Genomic DNA, 18,244 nt, shown 5'->3' with positions numbered 1-18,244 from the left:
CGCCACGACCCGCTCCACGGCCTTCGCCGCGCCCGGAATCACGGCCACCGTCGCGCCCGCTGCGGACCGAACGGCTGCCACGATCGCTGCCGTCGGCCGCGGTCTCGCGGAACGCACCGCCGGGCCGCGCGGCCACGCGCACTCGGAATGGGCGCGCGCCAAAGCCCAGAAATCCGCTCTTGCCCTCTTCCATCACGGTGATCTGGGCCTCCGCGCGGGTCATGCGCTGCGCGTCGAGTCCCTTCTGTACGGCGTCTTCGAGAGTCTTGCCTTCGTAGATGTTGCCTTTGGAATCCATTGCATCCTCGTGTCGGCGGCGCGCGGGGCCCGACGTGAGGTCGGGTCGCTTGCGCTCGCTTCGAACCAGCGTGTGGGGCGGCGAGTCGCGCGCGGACAGGGTCGCGCGGCGCCGGACCGCCCGGCGTGTGGCTACGTTACTTGGCGGAACCCATCCTCACCACGGTTTCCGAACCGCGACTCCCGCCGTCTTCGCGCAGCGCCAACCACTGCTGCAACGCGGTGAGCAGGTTCATCACGGTCCAGTAGAGCACCAGCCCCGACGGCAGGTTGTAGAAGAACACCAGCATCATGACGTTCATCAGGTACATGGTCGGTGCCTGGCGCGGGTCGGTCGGGGTCAGTCGCTGCGACAACAGCCCCGCCAGCGTCATCAGGATCGGCAGCAGCCGCAGTGGGAACGGCCCCACCATGGCGAGTACGTCCGGCGACGACAGGTCATGGACCCATGCGACGAACGGTGCGTGCCGAAGCTCGATGGCGTTGTACAGCACGGAGTAGAGCGCGATGAAGAATGGCATCTGCACGAGCATCGGAAGGCAGCCCCCTGCCGGGTTCACCTTGTGCTCCTTGTACAGCGCCATGATGGCCGTGTTCATGGCCGTCGCGTCCTTCTCGTACTTCTTGCGCAGCCGCTCCACCTCGGGCTGGATCTTCTGCATCGAACGCATGCTGCGGATGCTCATCATGTTCAGCGGATGGAGCAGCAGACGCACCAGCGAAGCGAGCAGCAGAATCGCGACTCCGTAGTTGCGCACCACGGAGTTCAACACATTGAGAACGTACAGCAGGCCCTTGCTGAACGGCTGCACCCAGCTCCAGCCGAGATCCACGATGCGTTCGAGACCGAGCCCGAGCTTCGCGAGTCGCGAGAACTCGTTCGGTCCGAAGTAGACGCGGAATCGGTTGAGCGGATCGGTCTCGCCCGGCATTCCCATCACCAGCGTGTTGGCGAGTACCGGCGCCTTCGACCGTTGATCGGCAGGCATCCGGGCCGCTTCCTGCGCCGAGATCGGACGAGACACACTGTGAGCGACGGCGGACTGCGCGGATCCGCGCACCACCGCAACGCCACCCATGAAATAGCGAGTTTGCACGGCGACCCACTGGACGTTCCCGTCGAACACCTTGGGGCCCTTGCCGACCTGCCCCTCGGACACGCGCTGAAGGTTCGTGCCGATCAGCGCGGTGGCGCGCAACGAGGAGTGCTCGTTCTTGTAGTCGTACTCGTCGAGCAGCGGCCAGCTCTGCGCGGTGACCGAGTAGTTGCTGAGTCGCCAGTTCGCCGGCACGCCGCGCATCTCGACTTCGAGATCCAGGGCATAGTCATCGGGCCGCGCGCGCCACGTCTGGCGCAGGAACAACCCGGTCGAATCGTAGGTCGTGAACGCGAGCGAGCGCAGAGCACCGCTCGCATCGAGGCTCTCGGTCGCGGTGTAGACGACTCCCGAGAGCGATCGCTGCGCGTCGCCCGCTCCCAGGTCGAGCGCGACCGAAGGTCCACCCGCGAGCACGACGCGATCCTCGGGCGCCAGCGCGCCGTTGTTGCGCGGCAGCAGGGCGGCGCGTCCGGTCTGCACGCCCTTCGCACCGAGTGCTGCGGAGTAACGTTTGAGCTCGACTGCGAGCAGTCGCGCGCCGCGGTTCGTGAAGGTGGCGCGGTACAGGGGCGTCTCGATCGCGTAGTTGCGTTCGATCTCGGAGCGCACCGGCCGAAACGGCAGGCTGGTGAGCTGCGCCTGAGTCGGTGGCGCGGCGGAGGTCGAGGTCGCGGTGCCGGCCGGCGTCAGGCCGGAGCCGGCGGAATCCGGCGTGCCGAAGCCGATTCCGGTCGCCAGGCCGGTCGAGTTGCCGGAGACCTGCGCCGAATCGGCGACCGGTGGCTTTGGAGCTCCGGGATTCAGGTACTGCTGGAGGCCGAACACTTTGAGGATCTGCGGATAGGCGAACAGGAACACCACGCACAGGCCAACCGCGATCCAGGTGCGACGATCCATCATGGTCAGGGCACCGGGTCCACGCCGTGGGCGCCGAACGGATGGCAGCGCGACAAACGGCGGACCGAAAGCGCGAAGCCGTGCCGGATCCCGTGTCGCTCGATCGCCTCTCGGGCGTACTCGGAGCACGACGGGGTGAAGCGGCAGGAGCCACGCGCGAAGGGAGACAGCACGACTTGATAGAGCCGGAGGGTCGCGAGTAAGAGCGCGCGAATCACGCGACTTCGACCGGAGACAACACCCCCGCGAGCGACAGCACGCGCTCGACGTCGGAGGCCAGGTCCTGATGGGGTGCCACGAGCACGCTGCGGAACGCGACGAACATCAGCATGGAACCGAGCGTCGGAACTCGATCCCAGCGACGTCGAACGATCTCGCGCAGGCGGCGCCGCGCGCGATTCCGCTGCACCGAGTTGCCGACCCCGCGCTTCGAAGCCACGAACCCGACGCGCGTGAGCTGCTCGCCGCACGGGCACACCACGAGCAGGCAGAATCGCCCGCGGAAAGCAGTGCCGCGCGCCTTGAGCTCCGCGTAATCGCGGGACTGTGTGAGGCGATGTTGCGGATGGATGCGCTCCACGTCGACGCGCTACCCCGCGGGGAGGACCACCGCTCGCGCCCGAGATTCGCGCGCGGAGCAGGCGCGCGATCGCGCGCCGTGGTGGATCGCGGCCCGATAGAAAGCGGGGGCGCGACTGACGAAGGAATGTCCGAGCGGAACTAGCTCTTCTCGGACGAGATGGACAGCCGCTTACGGCCCTGCGCCCGGCGGGCGGAGAGCACCGAGCGACCGCCCTTGGTCTTCATGCGCTGCCGGAAACCATGAACCTTCTTCCGGTGGCGATTCTTCGGCTGGTAGGTGCGCTTCATGTGTACAAGACCTCGAAATGGCAACAGGTTAGGTGGTCAAAAGATGGGACAGACTAAGGGAGGCCGCGCGGGGCGTCAAGCGCTGCCGCGATCGCCCTCCGGCCAGGCGCGACGCGCGGTGATCGACCGGAGATCGCGACCAAGGCGAGCAGACTCTGGCGGTGAACGGCCAGCCCACCACGCTGAAGCAGTCATTCAAAATCAGAGAGAAGTCCACGGCATTGAGCCCCCCGGCGCCGGAGACCCGTCCGTGCCGCAGTCGATCCGCGGTCCGCGCTCTATCTGCCCGAGACCAGCACGGTCGTCAGCCACGGCAGGTAGGTAATCAGCAGCACGCCGACGAGCAGGATCAACAGCATCGGCAAGGAAGCGCGCGTCACCGCCATCATCGGTCGCTGGAACCGATAGGACGCGAGGAACAGATTCAGTCCGACCGGCGGCGTGAGGTAGCCCAATTCCAGGTTGGCGATGAAGATGATCGCCAGATGCACGGGGTGGATCCCGAACGCCATGCCGATCGGCACGATCAATGGCACCACCACCACGATCGCCGAAAACACGTCCATCAGGCACCCGACGATCAGCAGGAACACGTTGAGCCCCAACAGGAAGACGGCGGGTGAGTGGACGTGGCTCTGGGTCCACTCGACCAGCCGGGCCGGGACCTCGGCATCGACCATGTAGCTCGACAGCCCCATCGCCGCGCCAAGGATCACGAGCACGCCGCCGACCAGCACCACGCTGTGCCCCAGCACTCGCGGTACGTCACGGGTCGCCGACAGGTCGCGCTGCACGAAGCACTGCGTGACGAACGTGTAGAGCACCGTGAGCGCACTCGCCTCGACGATGGTCGCGAACCCGCCGAATACCGCGATCAGCACCACCACGGGCAGCAGCAGCTCCCACTTGGCGCCATTCATCGACGCGAACAGCTCGCCGAAAGCGAAGCGCTGGCGCGGCACCTTCTGCTTGATGCCCTCGCGGATTCCGTAGACCGCCACCATCGCGAGCAGAAGGAAACCCGGCAGCAGGCCGCCGAGGAACAGATTCTCGATCGGGATCTGCGCGACCACTCCGTAGAGGATCACCGGCAATGAGGGCGGGAACAGCAGCCCGAGCGAGCCGCACGCCGTGATGAGCCCGAGCGAGAACTCGTCGCGATAACCCTCCTGCTTGAGCGCCTGCAGCAGAATTGCGCCGAGCGCCAGGATCGTGATGCCGGACCCGCCTGTGAACGCGGTGAAGAAGGCGCACACCGCTGCGGTCACGATCGCGGTGCCGCCCGGAAGCCAGCCGAGCAGCGCGCGAAACACCCGCAGCAGCCGCTGCGAGGCGCGGCCTTCCGACAGAAAGAAACCAGTCAGCGTGAAGAGCGGAATCGCGGCAAGCGTCGGGGAGACCGCGAGCCGATACGTCTCGACCGGCACCGCGGCGATCGGCACTGCGTCTTTGAGGAAGAACGCGAGCGCCACGCCGCCGAGCAGCGCGAACAACGGACCGCCGAGCAGCGTTCCGACGATCACGAGTGCTGCGAATGGCCACGGAGTGCGGTTCTCGAGCAGCGTCGGGTATTGCGCGACGATCAACCCCACCACGATCCCGAGCCCGGCGATGCTCCGACCGACCCAGCCCGGCGACGCGCGCCACGCGAGCCGCAATGCGATCAGCCCGAAGGAAATCGGCAGCACGAGCTGGCCGATCCACACCGGCACCCCGAGTGCGATGACCCCGGCAGACTCGCGCTCCACCACCACCATGTCGAACGACGCGCGCGCCAGCAGTGTGGCCACGCAGGCCCCGATCGCCGCGGCGAAGATGCCGGCCGCGCGTCTCCAGCGTCCGTCCGGAATCATGGTGCCGGTCGCGAGCGCCAGCAGTTCGCCGCGGCTCGCCGCGATCGCCGCCCCCATGAAGCCCACCCACAGCGTGAGGTGGCGAACGAAGGACTCGGAGCCGGGCAGTCCGGTATGGAACAGCTTGCGCGCCACCATCTCGGCGATCGGCAGCACCGCCATCAGCGCGAGCGCCACGCTCGCGACCACGATCTCGAGCCGCCCGAACGGAGACGGCCGCGGCGTGGCCCTACTTTCCACTGCGCGCCCGATAGGCGTCGCGCTCGCGCCGCGCCAGGTCCATCACTTCGGCAGGCACTAGCGCACCGCGCATCTCCTGCGCGAACTCCTCGGCCTCGGTGCGCCACTCCTTCGCCTGCGCGGCCGAGACCGGCACGACCCTGAGCCCGCGCGAGCGCATCACCGCAACCGAGAGCGTGTCCTGCCTGGGGACTTCGCGCTCGAGCTTGGCCTCGAGCTTGAGACCCGCGGCCTGAACCACTTTGCGATCCGCCTCCGAGAGCTTGTTCCACGCCGCCTTGGAGATCACCGTCGCGCCCACCAGCGGCGCGAGCCCCTGCTCGCACATGTTCGGGGTCTGGCGGAACCACTGCAGCGCGACCGCCACCACCGGAGTGATGTAGATCGCTTCGAGCATGCCTGACTGGATGCCCGTCATGATGTCGGTGGCCGAAATCGAAACCGGCGAATACCCCTTGGACTTCCAGAGTCCCGCCATCTCCGCGTCGGTTCCGACCCACAGCTTGGTCTTCCGAAGATCCGCGACCGAACTGACCGGGTGCTTCGAGAACACGTAGACCCAGCCGCCGTGGCCCCAGTTGGTCAGGACGAATCCCTTGGCTTCGAGGCGCTGCTTGAGCATCGGCGTGAGCTTGTCGATCACGGCGCGCAGCTCCGGATACGACGCGAAGAACATCGGGATGGTGAACAACTTGAAGGCCGGATCGATCTCCGAGAGGCCACCCACGGTCAGTGAAGCCGCATGGATCTGACCGATGCGCATCTTGCGCACTACGTCTCCCTCGTCACCCGCAACCCCACCGGGATAGATGCGAAGGCTCACGCGCCCCTGGGTGCCCTGCGACCACTCGGCGCCCATTTGCTTGAGGCCCAGATCCCAGATCGAGCCGTCCGGCACCAGGGTGGCGAGCTTGATGACGGTGCCCTGGCTCTGGGCGGTGCTCGACGGCGGCAGCGCCAGTGCGAGGACGAGGAACGACAGCGCGCCGCCGAAGCGCGCGAAGGTGCGAATCATGGTCTCTCCTGAAGATCGAGATGCCGGGGAGCATTCGAAGAAGGTTCGGTGGCTTCGTCCAGCTCGAGGAACAGTTCGCTGCGCCGCGCTTCGAGCGCACGCGCCTTGCGCTGCATCAGCAATGTCATCAGCCGCAGCTTCGGAAATGCAGCCGGATCGATCGCGAGCGCGCGTTCGAGCTGGCGCGAGAACTCGGCAGGGTCCTGGGCCGGCACGGTCACGTTCTCGGCCCACGTCACGAACAGGCTTGCGCGGCGTCCCTGCGTCAGTTCGAGCGCTCGGTCGTAGTGGCGTTGCGCCCGCTCGCGCGAACCGCCCATCGCCTCGGGGAGTGCATCGAGCACGATCATGGCTTCATGGAACGCGCCGTCTTCGTAGCGCTCGTCCAACGCCAGTCCGCGCTCCATGAGCGCGCGAATCGTTGCGACGTCGGCCAGCAGCTCGGGACGATCCTTGCCCAGACTGATCGCCGAGCCCCACGCGGCCGCGGTCCAGTAGAGCATCGGAAGTTCCTCGCGTCCGATCTGAGCCGCTGCAGCGACCGGTGCGGATTGGAGCTGAGCACCGATGCCACGGTGACGGCGCTCGAGGCCGTGAAGACCGTAGTCACGCCCTCGCAGACATAGCCCGAGCGCGCGCTCGCGCAGTGCCTGGGCCCGCGCGAATTCCTCGGCCGGCACCGCCAGCGCGTCCATGGCGACGAAGCCGACCGCGTACTGCGTGAAGCCGCTGCAGCTCGCGAGCAGCAGGCCCTCGTGGTCGGGAAGGCTGGCGAGCAGCGACTCGAGCGTCTTCAATCCGAACGGAATCGCCTCCCGCACCAGCTCGGGATCGTCGTCGGTCGAGTAGACGTCGGGGCCCCGGGTCAGGGCGTCGGCGACCCCGCGCGTCGCCATGCGCTGGATCGAGCACGAACTCGTCACGAGCGCGAGCATCGCCATCAGGAGCAGGCGGTCGGGGCGGCCACGGGGATTGCGCACCATGCGCCGCAAAGTAGGCGGCAGACCCGGGCCGGTCAAGAAGGCACCCGAGTCCGAGGGCGACTCGTTCAGCCCCGCCAAACCCCAAGTACTGCAAGCTCTTGCCTCCCCCGCCCGACCCAAAGTCGCGCTCAATCGGAACTCGCCTCGGGCCGATAACCCAGTGGCATACCCGGGGCGTGCGCGCCCGAACGGACTCGGCAGCGATCGAGGCTCCATGAGCACCTCGTCTCAGAACATCTCGTCTCGCCAGGGAACGCTGCGCGACCTGTCGCCTTCGGGTCAGCGTGCCGCGCATTTCTTCCGCGCGCTCGCACGCGCGCTCAAGACCTGCCGCCTGTACCGCGGCGAGAATCCGATCGTCACGCCGTTGCGTCCCGCACTGCTCGCTCAGCTCAATGAGGACCTGCTCGCCGCGGGAAGCTGGCATCTGCGTTTCACTCCATTCGAAATCCTGCTGATCGACGAGCCGGTGGTGCGACCCGCGGGCGTGAAGCTGGGAGTCGATGCGACTCCCACGCCGGAGGAACGCCTGCCGTTCCTGTTCTATCGCGACGGGATCCGCTCGCTGGTGCTGACGCCCGAGGTGCCTCGCCACGAGTTCGACGCGCTGTTCGATGCGTTGCTGGTGGTCGGAGTCAACTCGCAGATGCAGGACGATCTGGTGACGCTGCTGTGGCAGGCGAACACGACCAAGATCCGGGTCGACGCGGTGCCGGTCTCGCAGACCATCTTCCTGCACTCGCGGCGTCCGACCAGTGAGTCCGCCGAGGGTTCGCATCAGGGGCTTTCTTACGCCTGGTCCCCGAACGGTTCGGAGATCCGCGCCGATATCGGACAAATCGAGGGCGCCTCGATGGGACTCCATCGCGACACCTTCGACGACTGGCCGCTGCCGACCGAGTGGGTCGAAGTGGCGGAGGCCTACTCGAAGTTGGATCGCACCATGCAGTTCACGCGCACTCGGCTGCTCACCGAGTGGGCGGCGGAACGCGGCATCGAGTGGCAGGACGAGGCGCCGCAACTGCTGCAGGCGATCCATGTCGCGGACCCCGATTCCAAGACCAGCGCGGCGATCGCGCGGGCGCTGGTGACCTGGGTGGTGGGCTCGATCCAGGACTGCAACTGGGAAGAAGCGCAGCGCGCGTTCGAACTGCTGCGTCGGTTCGATCCCGACGGCGCGTTCTCGAACGACGATTTCTCGAACGCGCTGCAGGGACTCGACACCGACGACATCACCGAACACCTGGATGAATCGACCACCGACGACCAGGGACGCTTCTTCGGGCTCACGGTCGCGATCGGTCGGCCGGCGGTGAAGTTCGCGTGCGCCGTGATGGCGAAAGCACAGAAGAGCCGCACCCGCGCCGCGGCATGCACGATGCTCACCTACCTGTGCACCGAAGATCCCGAGGTCCTGGAGCCCTACATCACAGACTCGCGCTGGTACGTGGTTCGCAACGTCGTGTTCATTCTGGGGCAGATCGGCGGGCCGGCGGTGGTGCCGATGCTGGAGATGGCCTCGCACCACCCGGAGATGCGCGTGCGCCGCGCGGTGGTCCAGGCGCTCGGAAACGTTCCCGCCACCGATCGCGTTCCGCTGCTCTTCGAACAGCTCGGAACTCGAGATCCGCAGCTGCTCGCCGCCGCACTCGGCATGCTGGCGCGCTTTCGCACCCCGGCGATCGCGCGTGCGGTGCTTCGACAGGTCGAAGCGCCCGACTTCGAGACCCGCGCCGAGGAGAGCCAGCGAGCCCTGTTCAACGCGCTCGGCGAACTGGGCGACGACGAGATCGTGCCGCGCCTCGAGATCCTGCTGCACAAGGGCGGCTGGTTCGCACGCTCGACCTTCGAACGCATCGCGGCCGCCCGCACGCTGCAGCGAATCGGAACGCAAAAGGCGATCTCCGCGCTGGCGACCGGACTGCGCTCGCGCGCCGAAGCGGTGCGAAACGCCTGTCTCGAGGCCATGAACACGAGGAGCGCATGAGCGACGAAGCCACTCCCGACTCCGGCGCGCGCAATCCGGTCCGCTCGGCCGCGGCGCGCGCAGCGATGGGCACCGACGACAAACAGCGTGAGATCGCGCTGCAGCTGCTGCCCCGCATCTCGGCCGTCATCCGGGTGAGCCGCAGTTACTCCTCGGACAACATGGTGTTCGTGCAGCAGCTCGAGAGCGTGCTCGCGTTGATCGAGAGCACGCTCGAGGAAACGGGCGAGGTCGTGCTGGTGTCGCTCGAGTCCGACCTGTTCCTCAACGGCTTCCGCATTCCGGTACGCAATTCGAACGTGAAGCATCACCAGCACCTGCTCGACGAGCTCTCCAAACGGCGCATCGCCGGACTGAAGCTCACGCAGGGCGTCACCACCGCCGAGCTCTCGACGTTCTTCCGGCTGTTCAAGGAACCCGAGGCGTACAACGGCACCGATCTGCTGCGCGCGTGCGTCGGCAACGGAATCGATCACGTCATTCCGGTGATCCATGCCTCGACCGACAATCCCGAGGACGGCTTCGGCTACGACCTCTACTGGGAAGCCTCCAAACCGCCGGGTGACGAAGCCCTCTCGGAACGCGGCGGCGAGGACTGGGGCGGCGGCGGGCCCGGCGCAAAGTACGGCCTGCGCTCGCACGGCCCCGAGGGGCTGGGATCGGGCGACGGTTCGGGCGGCGACTCCAGTGCCGAGTTCGCGGCTCCGCGCGGGGCCGCGCGCAAGACCTACGCGAACGCGGTGCAGGGCGCGCGCTCGCTGCTGACGAACACATCGCTGCAGAACGGTATGGAAATGCGCCACGCCAAACGCGTCGTGCAGCCACTTGTCGACGGCGGCAACATCGAGATGCCCGCAGTGCTCGGGCTCCACACGCTCTCGCATCGCGACGAGTACACCTACGCACATGCGGTCAACGTGACGCTGGTCGCCGTCACGATCGGACACTTCCTAGAACTTGATCGGCGCGCGCTGCTCGATCTCGGCGTCGCGGCGCTGATGCACGATGTCGGCAAGCATCTGGTCGCGGACCACGTGCACCATCCGTTCGACCACTTCGACGCGGCCGACTGGGAAGCGGTGCGCCGTCACCCGATCGAGGGCGCCAAGCTGATCGCGCGCTCGACCACGCTCAACGGCACGACGCTGCGATGCATGAAAGTGGCGCTCGAGCATCACATGACCACCGGAACCGACAGCTACCCGGTGCTCGAGAACGGGTGGAAGCCGAGCATGTTGTCGCGCATCGTGCAGGTCGCGGACTGCTACGCGAGCCTGCAGGGGCACCGCAGCGAACGCGGCGCGAACATCACGCCCTACATGGCGCTCGGCATGATGCTCGGTCCGTTGAAGCCCAAGTTCGATCCCGCGATGCTGTGGGCTCTGGTTCAGACGCTCGGCTATTTCCCGCCGGGGCAGTTGATCGAAATGGACGACGGCTCGATCGCGGTCGTGCTGTCACCGAATGCGAAGGACCTCGGGCGCCCGCACGTGCGGGTGCTGATTCACGCCGATGGTCGGCGCATCGAGGACGTGCTCGTGGAGCTGCGGCCGATTCCGGACGATCGAACCGTCAAGCGCGCGCTGCCGCCCGAGAGCTACCCGGTCGATCCAGGAGCACTGGGCACGATGTAGCCCGGTGCCGCGGCCGCTCGCGTCGAGTGCCGTCAGCGCGACGCCGTCATGCGATCGCGGAACATGCCGAGCTTCACGTTCTCGACCTCTCGAATCGCCGCGTCTTCGGGGCTGCGACCATCGTTGAAGACGAAGCGGCGCTGCCCACGATCGACCGGGCGCGAGAGGGCACCGTGTGGCGCCACCTGGACGCGGCCTTCGAGCACGCAGATGCAGGTGCCGTGCGGCTCACGAATCACGGCGAGCGTGGTGCCGCTCACACCCACCATCACCTCCGGCGTCCGCACGCCGAGGTGCGCGCCTCGAAAGTCGCTCCCGGACGTGATGCGCAGTTCTCCGGCCGCAAGGCGCGCCTCGGCGCCGCGATCGAACCAGCGATTCGGCGCGGCGGGCAGCACCGCGTCGCTGCCCGGCGTCACCTCGATCAACAGTTCGTTGCCGGCCCGCAACGTGAGCCCGCCGCCTGCGGTCTCCAGCCGGCCACCGCGCCTCAGCGCGCGGCTCAAGTCCTCGAGGTTTCGCACCGAGAGCGGCCGACCATCGACCTTCACCACCCCGTCACCCGCGATGTCGACGACCGTCCAGTCGGGCCCGGCGTTCAATCCGAGCCCGATCGAGACGAGCAGTGCGGCCGCGGCGGCCAGCAGCGCGGACTGACGCACGCGGCGCCACGGACCGCGCACCACGCGAGCTGGAAACGGCGCGGTGTTCGCGTCCTCGAATTCGGCCTCGGGCGTCTCGCGCTCCGCCTCGGGATCCACTTCGCCGGCGAGCCCCGAGAAGCGGCCCTCGGTGAGCGTCCCGCGTGCAAACGCCGGCGTCACCCGCGCCCGAAACGCGGGGTCGACGGGCGGCGCTTCGAGCTCGCGCAACGCGCGCGCAACCTCGAGCGCTTCGGGTTCGAGCGGTTCCTGATCCGGCTTCACTTGAGCTTCTCCCGCAGCTGCTTCGCCAGCGCCACGAGCGCGCGCGAGTATCGCTTGCGCTGAGCCGCGTGTTCGATACCCGAGCGCCGCGCGATTTCCTCGTGCCCGAGGCCACCCCATTCGTGCAGCACCACGGCGAGCCGCAGCGACTCGGGTAGTTCCTGCAGCGCCTCGCGCACCAGTCGTTCCCGCTCGCGCTTCAACAGCTCGTATTCCGGATCATCGTCCGGCTTGCCGCCCAGCACCGCGGCGACTCCGTGCGGATCATCGAGCGTCGCGGACGCGCGCCCCATGCGATAGGCACCCGAACGCCACACGTCACGACACAGGTTGTGCGCGATCGTCATGATCCAGGGCCCCGGATCGCGCTCGGGGTCGAGCGTGTGTGCCGCGCGATGCACGCGCAAGAACACCTCCTGAGTCACGTCCTCGGCGAGCGTTCGATCTCCGAGCAGCCGGTAGGTCAGCCCGTATACGCGATCGAGCCACCGCACGCAGAAGCGCTCAAGCGCCACCGGATCGCGCGAAATCACGGCACGCAGCTCGGCCCCATCGAACGGGAGGCGCGGGCTGTCACGATCGGGTACGGACGGGGCGCGGGAGTGTGTCATGGGGAGGAGGAGGGTGGGCCGAGAGACGCGGCGGCGGGGCGGCAGTATCCCACACCCCGCAGAGGAGTTGCGCGTCCGGGTGATTCGATGCAGAAAGTCGCGTCGCCACGCCCGTGGCGCAGCGGTCGCGAGTGCGACTAGGCCGCCATTCGCACCTTGAGGGCGGGCGTGACGGGGAGCGGGATCCTGACCCAGAACGTGCTGCCGCGCCCGGCGGTGCTGTTGACGCCGACGTGGCCGCCCTGAAGCTCGGTCAGTCGCCGCACCAGGTGCAGCCCGATTCCGAGCCCTGCCGTGCGCGTCGATTCACGATCGCGCACGCCCTGCCCGAACAGGGCGAAGATGTGCGCGGAGTCTTCGGGCCTGACGCCCGGGCCGTGATCCTCGACTTCGAGCACCGCAAAGTCTTCCTCGCGGAGGGTGCGGATTTCGATCGTGCTGCCCTCGGGGCTGAACTTGATCGCGTTGACCAGCAGGTTGACCACCACCTGGCGCATCTTCACCTCGTCGACCTCCAGCATCGGAGGGTCGGCGGCGAGTGCCGAGCGCATCGCAACCTTGTATTTGTCCGCGATCGGCGTGGTGGTTTCGAGCGAGGCTTCGACGATGGTGTCGAGCGTCACCGGCACCCGCTCGATCACGAGCTTGCCGGTTTCGATGCGCTGCAGATCGAGGATGTCGTCGATCAGTCCGAGCAGTCGACGCGCCTCGTTGCGAAGCCGGCGCAGGAACTCGGACTGCTGCTCGGGTCCGAGCCGCCCCTCGTGATGCTCGAGCAGCTCGGCATAGGCGATCACCGAGGTGAGCGGTGTCTTGAGTTCGTGCGTCGCGGTCGAGAGGAACACGTCCTTCACGCGATTGAGCTCGCTGAGCTGCAGGTTCGACTCCTCGAGCACCTGAGTGCGCTTGGCGAGCCGCTCCAGCGTCTCGGCGCGCTCGATCACGGCGCCGACGTGCTCCGCGAACAGACGCAGGGTTTCGCGGTGATGCTCCTGGAAGCTGTCGGGATGATTGATGCGATTCACATTCAGCACGCCGACGCAGCGGTCGCCGACCCGCAGCGGCAGCGACAGCGCCGACGTGATGTTGCGATTGCTCTTGTAGTGGCGCGTGAAGTCCTTGTTGCGCTCGTCGGGTCCCAGCAGCAGCGCTTCCTTCCGCTCTGCCACCCATCCGGCGATGCCCTCGCCGAGTCGCGCCTTGGCGTTTCTCGCGAACTCGGACTCGAGGCCGTAGGTGGCGCGAGTCTCGAGCACTCCGCTCTCGGGGTTATAGAGCATGATCGAAGCCTGCTGCGCCCGAAGTGTAGAGACCACGCGCCGCACGATGATCTCGAGCACCACCTCGAGCCGCAGATGCAGGTTGAGCGTGGTGGCGAGCGTGAACAACGCGGAGACCTCGGAGAGGCGATTACGCACGTCGTCGTGCTCGCGCACTTCACGTTCGAGCTGAGCGCGCACGCGGTGCAGCTCCGCCTGCTTGTTGACGGTGAACAGGCAGAACAGCGTCATGAGGCCGCCGAGACCGACGAAGACGTTGTAGCCTTCGCGCACCCAGTGCTCGGCGTCGTTCTGTACGCCGAGCAGATCGATGAGAGGCAGGTAGAGCGCGGGAATCGTCACGGTCAGGCTGAAGAGCAATGCGAAGGCGGCGAGCCACAGCCACCAGCTGCGACGCTCGAGCGACCGGGTGCGATTCTCGTGGACAGACTTCAACACGCCTCCATGCGCTCGAGGGGGAATCGGGGCGGATTCCGCTTCGCCCGGGTTATCGGCGAGGGATGGGGCGCAACTTGAGGCTGGATCTGGCATTGCGGGAATGGCCGCGAGAACGGCTAGATTCCGCGCCGTGAACCACCCGGAACCCTCCAAGCCCGCAGCTCCTGGAAATCCGCTCCACATCGCGGGCTTCGCGGCGCTGTTCCTGCTCGGTCTCGGGCTGCTCTACGCCGGGGCGCTGCGAATCGGCTTCCTGAACGACGATTTCCTGTTCCTCGAGGCAGCCCGCGGCCACTCGTTCGGGTCGTGGGCCACGAGTCTCGGACCGCTCGGCAACTATTACCGACCGGTCTCGCGTCCGCTCTATTTCGAGGTGCTGGGTCCGCTCGCCGGCGGACATCCGCTCCTCTATCACCTCGTCAGTGCCGCGCTGTTCGTGGCCGCACTGGGGCTGCTCGCGCGCCTTCTGTGGGCGCTCGCGGGCGGTGCCGGCGCGGCGTTCGGTTTGCTCTACTTCGCGCTGCTGCCGCTGCAGCGCGTGAATCTCACCTGGATTTCCTGCGCGCAGGAACTCCTCGCGCTGACGTTCGGGCTCGCGGCATTCGAGGCCTTCCGGGCGCGCCGCAACTGGCTGGCCGCACTCGCGTTCGCGCTCGCATTGTTCAGCAAAGAGTCGGTCGCCCCGCTGCCGCTCGCGTGTCTGGCGTGGGGTCTGATCGTCGAGCGTTCTCGATGGCGTGAGATCGCCGCTCGCCTGGCGCCGCTCGCGGCGGTCATCGTCCTGTGGCTGGGCGCGAATCTCGCGGTGCGCGGCGGAACCTCGAGCGCTACCGCGTTCCTGCGCTTCGATGGCTTCTCATTCGCGGCGGGTGTGGTGCACGGCGTTCAGAGCCTGCTCGGACTCGATCATCCGCCGGCGCTCGTGCGAATTGCGGCCGGGTGGCGAGAAGCGCTCTCGCGCGTCGCGTGGCCGCTCGCCGCGTTCGCTGCCGCAGGCCTGTTGTTGCCGACCGGCCGAGCATCTGCACCCGCCGAATCCCGCACCTCGAGCGAGCCTCCGACGCGCCGTCGCGCCCTTGCGTTCGCGGCATGCTGGTTCGGGGCCCTGTCGCTGGCCGCGGGCCCGGTCGCTCACACCTGGAGTTCGTACTACTACACGGTCGCGGCGGTCGGCGGTGCGATCGCAGTGGCGACGCTCGCTCGCGACGCGCGCTTCGGTGGGTGGATGGTGGCCTGCGTCTCGCTGCTCGGCATGCACGGAATCATGGCGACGGCTCCCGCCTTCGCGGTCGCCGACCGCGCGTGGGGATGGACCTCTCATCTGACGCCCTTCTACTTCGAGCGCGGCGCCGCGCTCACCGACTCGCTCGCGCGCCAGGTCCGACGACTTGAACCCGCGCCGCCGCCGGGAACGCGCTTCTTTTTCGCCACGCTGCCGTCCTATGCCGGTTTCCAGATGGGCAATGGCGCGCTGATCCGTACGCTCTACCGGGATTCGACGCTGGCCTCGTACTTCTACTCCCAGTTCTCCGACTCGACCGCGGCGGATCGGCCGCTGCGCTTCTTCTACTGGGACGGGGCGCGGCTCGCTCGACTGGACACCGGCGTGCGTGATCCGCTGTTCCAGGTCGGCACCGACCTCTTGCTCATGAATCACTTGGACGGCGCGACGCACGCGTTCCGTCGCGCGCTCGCGGGTTCCGAGCCTGCCATCGACAATCTCTACTGGCTGGGTTGGGCGGAACTGATGCGCGGCCGTCGCGGAGTCGCCGAGAGTGCGTGGCGCAGCGCGGGCTTCAGCGAGGACTCGCTCGCCTGGTACGACAGCATGCGGCTCGCCCGCATGGCGCTGCTCGACCACCGCGACACGCTCGAGACCCGCCGCTGGCTGGTGCTCGCGATCCGCTACGGCGTCGGGCGTCCGGATGCGCACGCCGTGCTCGGAGACCTGTTGCGGCACGACAACCTCAAGTACGGTCTGCTCGAGCTGAAGGTCGCGACGTGGCTCAATCCACGCGACTGGCTGGCGCGCCGCGATCTGTTTCTCGGGCTCGTGGCGACGCGGCTCGACGAAAGCGCTGCGACCGAGCTGGCGGTGCTGCGGCGCGTACACCCGACCTGGTCGAGCGACAGCGTGCTTCGCCCGGGACTCGCCGAGTTCGAACGACGCCATCGGGTCGGCGTCGAGCAGGTGGATTTCGGCGTGCCGTCGACGTCCGGAGGCAGACATGAAGCGCGGTGAAGTCCGAATCGAGCGATTCGAGAGCGCGCTGCTGCGCGGCAATGCGTCAGGCGACCCTCATGAGCGAGCGGTGCCGGTCTACCTGCCGCCGTCCTACGCGAACTCGGAGTCACGACGCTATCCAATGGTCTTCGTGCTGACGGGCTTCACCGGCCGTGGTCGCATGTTGCTGAACGACAGCCCGTGGTCACCGGCGCTGCCGGATCGTCTCGATATGCTGATCGCCAATCACGCGTGCGAAGAGATGATCGTGGTGATGCCCGACGCGTTCACCCGCTTCGGCGGCTCTCAGTACCTCAACTCGAGCGCCACCGGCCGCTACGAGGATCACCTCATCGAGGAACTGGTGCCGTGGGCGGACCGGAGCTTTCGCACACTCGCGTCGCCCGCGCATCGCGGCGTGGTCGGCAAGTCGTCGGGCGGCTACGGTGCTCTGGTGCTGGGGATGCGACACCCCGACGTGTTCGGAGCGGTCGCGAGCCATAGCGGGGACGTGTGCTTCGACTACTGCTACCGGCCCGACATCCCGAAAGTCTGTTCGCTGCTCCAGCACGCCGGCGGACTCGCCGCGTTCATGAACGCTTTCGAAGCGAAGCTGCAGAAGAAGCACGACGACTTCACGGTGCTCAACCTGCTCGGCATGGCGGCGGCCTACAGCCCGAACCCCGCGACCCCGCCGTTCGGCTTCGACCTTCCGTTCGATCTGGAGAGCGGCGAGTTCCGAGCCGCGGTCTGGGAGCGATGGCTCGCGCACGATCCGCTGGCGTTGATCGAAGCACACGCCGCGGCGCTGCGTGGCATGCGGCTCGTGTATCTCGACTGCGGGACGCGTGACGAATGGAGTCTGCACCTGGGCGCGCGAATGCTGGCGCGCCGTCTCACCGCGCACGGCGTCGCTCATCAGCATCTCGAGTTCGACGACGCACACATGAACGTGAGCTATCGCTACGACGAGAGCCTGCCGCGCATCGGCCGAGCGTTGACCGCGAACTCGGCATGAGCACGACCGGCCCGTTCGACCCCGCCACGCCGGCCCCACGGGCGGAGTCGACTCCCGCATCGCCGCCGCTCGCATTGCGAGGGCTGGTGCGCCGGTTCGGCAAGTTCACCGCGGTCGATGGTGTGAGTCTCGAAGTGCGCGCGGGCGAGATCGTCGGCTTCCTGGGCCCCAATGGAGCCGGCAAGACCACCTCGCTGCGAATGGCGGCCGGGCTCCTGGCTCCCGACGCGGGCGAGGTCGAGATCGCGGGTCACTCGCTCGAACGATCGCCACTCGAGGCACGCGCGCGCATCGGCTTCGTCCCGGACCGCGCATACCTCTATGAGCGTTTGACCGGCTACGAGTTCCTGGAGTTCGTTGCGGCGCTCTATCAGGTCCCCGCGGACCTCGCGACACGACGCGGCGCCGCGATCCTCGAGCGCTTCGAAATGCGCGAAGCGGCACACGATCCGACCGAGACCTACTCGCACGGAATGCGGCAGAAGCTCGCGGTGACGGCGGCGCTGCTCCACGAGCCGATGCTGTTGCTGCTCGACGAACCGCTCAACGGACTCGATCCGCTCGCCGCCCGCTCGCTCAAGGACCTGTTGCGCGAGCATGCCGCGCGCGGCGGAGGGATCCTGGTCTCGACCCACCTGCTCGACGTGGTCGAGCGGCTGTGCGATCGGGTCGTGATCCTGCATCACGGTCGAGTGGTCGCGGCCGCAACACTCGACGAACTGCGCGGTGCCCACCACCAGGCGACACTCGAAGACGTGTTCCTCGAACTCACGCGCGAGGCACAGGCGACGTGATCGTGGCGCGGGTGCTGCGCTCGCGAATGCGGCGCTTCGTCGCCGCGTTCCGCGTCGGCGGACGCACGCGGCGCGGC

The 18,244-nt window shown here is 67.5% G+C and carries 15 protein-coding genes; 5 read left to right on the top strand and 10 right to left on the bottom strand.

Going from position 1 to position 18,244, the window contains the following annotated elements:
• The 7 genes from HOP12_04175 to HOP12_04145 form a co-directional block, all read right to left on the bottom strand.
• Window positions 1-298: hypothetical protein (locus HOP12_04175; GenBank protein NOT33350.1), on the bottom strand; the 298-nt coding region annotated here is incomplete at its 3' end.
• Window positions 299-434: 136 nt separating this feature from the next.
• Window positions 435-2,297 (bottom strand): membrane protein insertase YidC, encoded by a 1,863-nt coding sequence (gene yidC, locus HOP12_04170; protein NOT33349.1) that lies wholly within the window; start codon window positions 2,295-2,297, stop codon window positions 435-437.
• Between the two features lie 211 nt (window positions 2,298-2,508).
• The gene (gene rnpA, locus HOP12_04165) at window positions 2,509-2,865 is read right to left on the bottom strand and encodes a ribonuclease P protein component (GenBank protein NOT33348.1); all 357 of its coding nucleotides are present in this window, start codon (window positions 2,863-2,865) and stop codon (window positions 2,509-2,511) included.
• Between the two features lie 149 nt (window positions 2,866-3,014).
• On the bottom strand, window positions 3,015-3,164 hold the full coding sequence (gene rpmH, locus HOP12_04160; GenBank protein NOT33347.1) for a 50S ribosomal protein L34: 150 nt from the start codon (window positions 3,162-3,164) through the stop codon (window positions 3,015-3,017).
• Between the two features lie 278 nt (window positions 3,165-3,442).
• The gene (locus HOP12_04155) at window positions 3,443-5,206 is read right to left on the bottom strand and encodes a TRAP transporter large permease subunit (protein NOT33346.1); all 1,764 of its coding nucleotides are present in this window, start codon (window positions 5,204-5,206) and stop codon (window positions 3,443-3,445) included.
• Window positions 5,207-5,246: 40 nt separating this feature from the next.
• Window positions 5,247-6,272: a TRAP transporter substrate-binding protein DctP gene (gene dctP, locus HOP12_04150; protein ID NOT33345.1), complete on the bottom strand. Its 1,026-nt coding sequence runs from the start codon at window positions 6,270-6,272 to the stop codon at window positions 5,247-5,249.
• A complete protein-coding gene (locus HOP12_04145) occupies window positions 6,269-7,255 on the bottom strand; it encodes a hypothetical protein (GenBank protein NOT33344.1) in 987 nt (328 codons plus the stop codon). Before HOP12_04145 ends, dctP begins: the two co-directional genes overlap by 4 nt.
• A 214-nt stretch (window positions 7,256-7,469) precedes the next feature.
• Between HOP12_04145 and HOP12_04140 the strand changes: the two genes are divergently transcribed.
• Both HOP12_04140 and HOP12_04135 read left to right on the top strand, forming a co-directional pair.
• Window positions 7,470-9,242 carry a HEAT repeat domain-containing protein gene (locus tag HOP12_04140; GenBank protein ID NOT33343.1) on the top strand — a complete coding sequence of 591 codons (1,773 nt, stop codon included), beginning with the start codon at window positions 7,470-7,472 and terminating at the stop codon, window positions 9,240-9,242.
• A complete protein-coding gene (locus HOP12_04135; protein NOT33342.1) occupies window positions 9,239-10,876 on the top strand; it encodes an HD domain-containing protein in 1,638 nt (545 codons plus the stop codon). Before HOP12_04140 ends, HOP12_04135 begins: the two co-directional genes overlap by 4 nt.
• Window positions 10,877-10,908: 32 nt before the next feature.
• Here HOP12_04135 and HOP12_04130 read toward each other — a convergent pair whose 3' ends face one another.
• The 3 genes from HOP12_04130 to HOP12_04120 all read right to left on the bottom strand — a co-directional run bounded on the left by HOP12_04130 (window position 10,909) and on the right by HOP12_04120 (window position 14,131).
• Entirely contained in the window at window positions 10,909-11,802 is an 894-nt protein-coding gene (locus HOP12_04130) for a hypothetical protein (GenBank protein NOT33341.1), read from the bottom strand.
• Entirely contained in the window at window positions 11,799-12,335 is a 537-nt protein-coding gene (locus tag HOP12_04125) for an RNA polymerase sigma factor (GenBank protein NOT33340.1), read from the bottom strand. Before HOP12_04125 ends, HOP12_04130 begins: the two co-directional genes overlap by 4 nt.
• 215 nt (window positions 12,336-12,550) lie before the next feature.
• On the bottom strand, window positions 12,551-14,131 hold the full coding sequence (locus HOP12_04120) for a GAF domain-containing protein (protein NOT33339.1): 1,581 nt from the start codon (window positions 14,129-14,131) through the stop codon (window positions 12,551-12,553).
• A gap of 130 nt (window positions 14,132-14,261) precedes the next feature.
• Here HOP12_04120 and HOP12_04115 point away from each other — a divergent pair, with 130 nt between their 5' ends.
• Genes HOP12_04115 through HOP12_04105 form a run of 3 tightly spaced genes read left to right on the top strand, consistent with a single transcriptional unit; the run spans window position 14,262 to window position 18,167 of the window.
• Window positions 14,262-16,373 carry a hypothetical protein gene (locus tag HOP12_04115; protein ID NOT33338.1) on the top strand — a complete coding sequence of 704 codons (2,112 nt, stop codon included), beginning with the start codon at window positions 14,262-14,264 and terminating at the stop codon, window positions 16,371-16,373.
• Entirely contained in the window at window positions 16,360-17,373 is a 1,014-nt protein-coding gene (locus HOP12_04110; GenBank protein NOT33337.1) for an esterase, read from the top strand. Before HOP12_04115 ends, HOP12_04110 begins: the two co-directional genes overlap by 14 nt.
• Window positions 17,370-18,167 (top strand): ABC transporter ATP-binding protein, encoded by a 798-nt coding sequence (locus HOP12_04105; protein NOT33336.1) that lies wholly within the window; start codon window positions 17,370-17,372, stop codon window positions 18,165-18,167. The genes HOP12_04110 and HOP12_04105 overlap by 4 nt, the downstream gene beginning before the upstream one ends.
• Window positions 18,168-18,244: the final 77 nt, after the last annotated feature.

It is taken from the genome of Candidatus Eisenbacteria bacterium, assembly GCA_013140805.1.
GTDB lineage: Bacteria > Eisenbacteria > RBG-16-71-46 > RBG-16-71-46 > RBG-16-71-46 > JABFRW01.
This window is presented reverse-complemented; position numbering and strand designations above follow the sequence as displayed.

Excerpts from the sequence above, each read along its gene's own strand:
- dctP (NOT33345.1), bottom strand. The coding sequence starts at position 6,272 with ATGATTCGCACCTTCGCGCGCTTCGGCGGCGCGCTGTCGTTCCTCGTC.
- HOP12_04140 (NOT33343.1), top strand. The coding sequence starts at position 7,470 with ATGAGCACCTCGTCTCAGAACATCTCGTCTCGCCAGGGAACGCTGCGC.
- HOP12_04135 (NOT33342.1), top strand. The coding sequence starts at position 9,239 with ATGAGCGACGAAGCCACTCCCGACTCCGGCGCGCGCAATCCGGTCCGC.
- yidC (NOT33349.1), bottom strand. The coding sequence starts at position 2,297 with ATGATGGATCGTCGCACCTGGATCGCGGTTGGCCTGTGCGTGGTGTTC.
- HOP12_04105 (NOT33336.1), top strand. The coding sequence starts at position 17,370 with ATGAGCACGACCGGCCCGTTCGACCCCGCCACGCCGGCCCCACGGGCG.
- rpmH (NOT33347.1), bottom strand. The coding sequence starts at position 3,164 with ATGAAGCGCACCTACCAGCCGAAGAATCGCCACCGGAAGAAGGTTCAT.
- HOP12_04145 (NOT33344.1), bottom strand. The coding sequence starts at position 7,255 with ATGGTGCGCAATCCCCGTGGCCGCCCCGACCGCCTGCTCCTGATGGCG.
- HOP12_04110 (NOT33337.1), top strand. The coding sequence starts at position 16,360 with ATGAAGCGCGGTGAAGTCCGAATCGAGCGATTCGAGAGCGCGCTGCTG.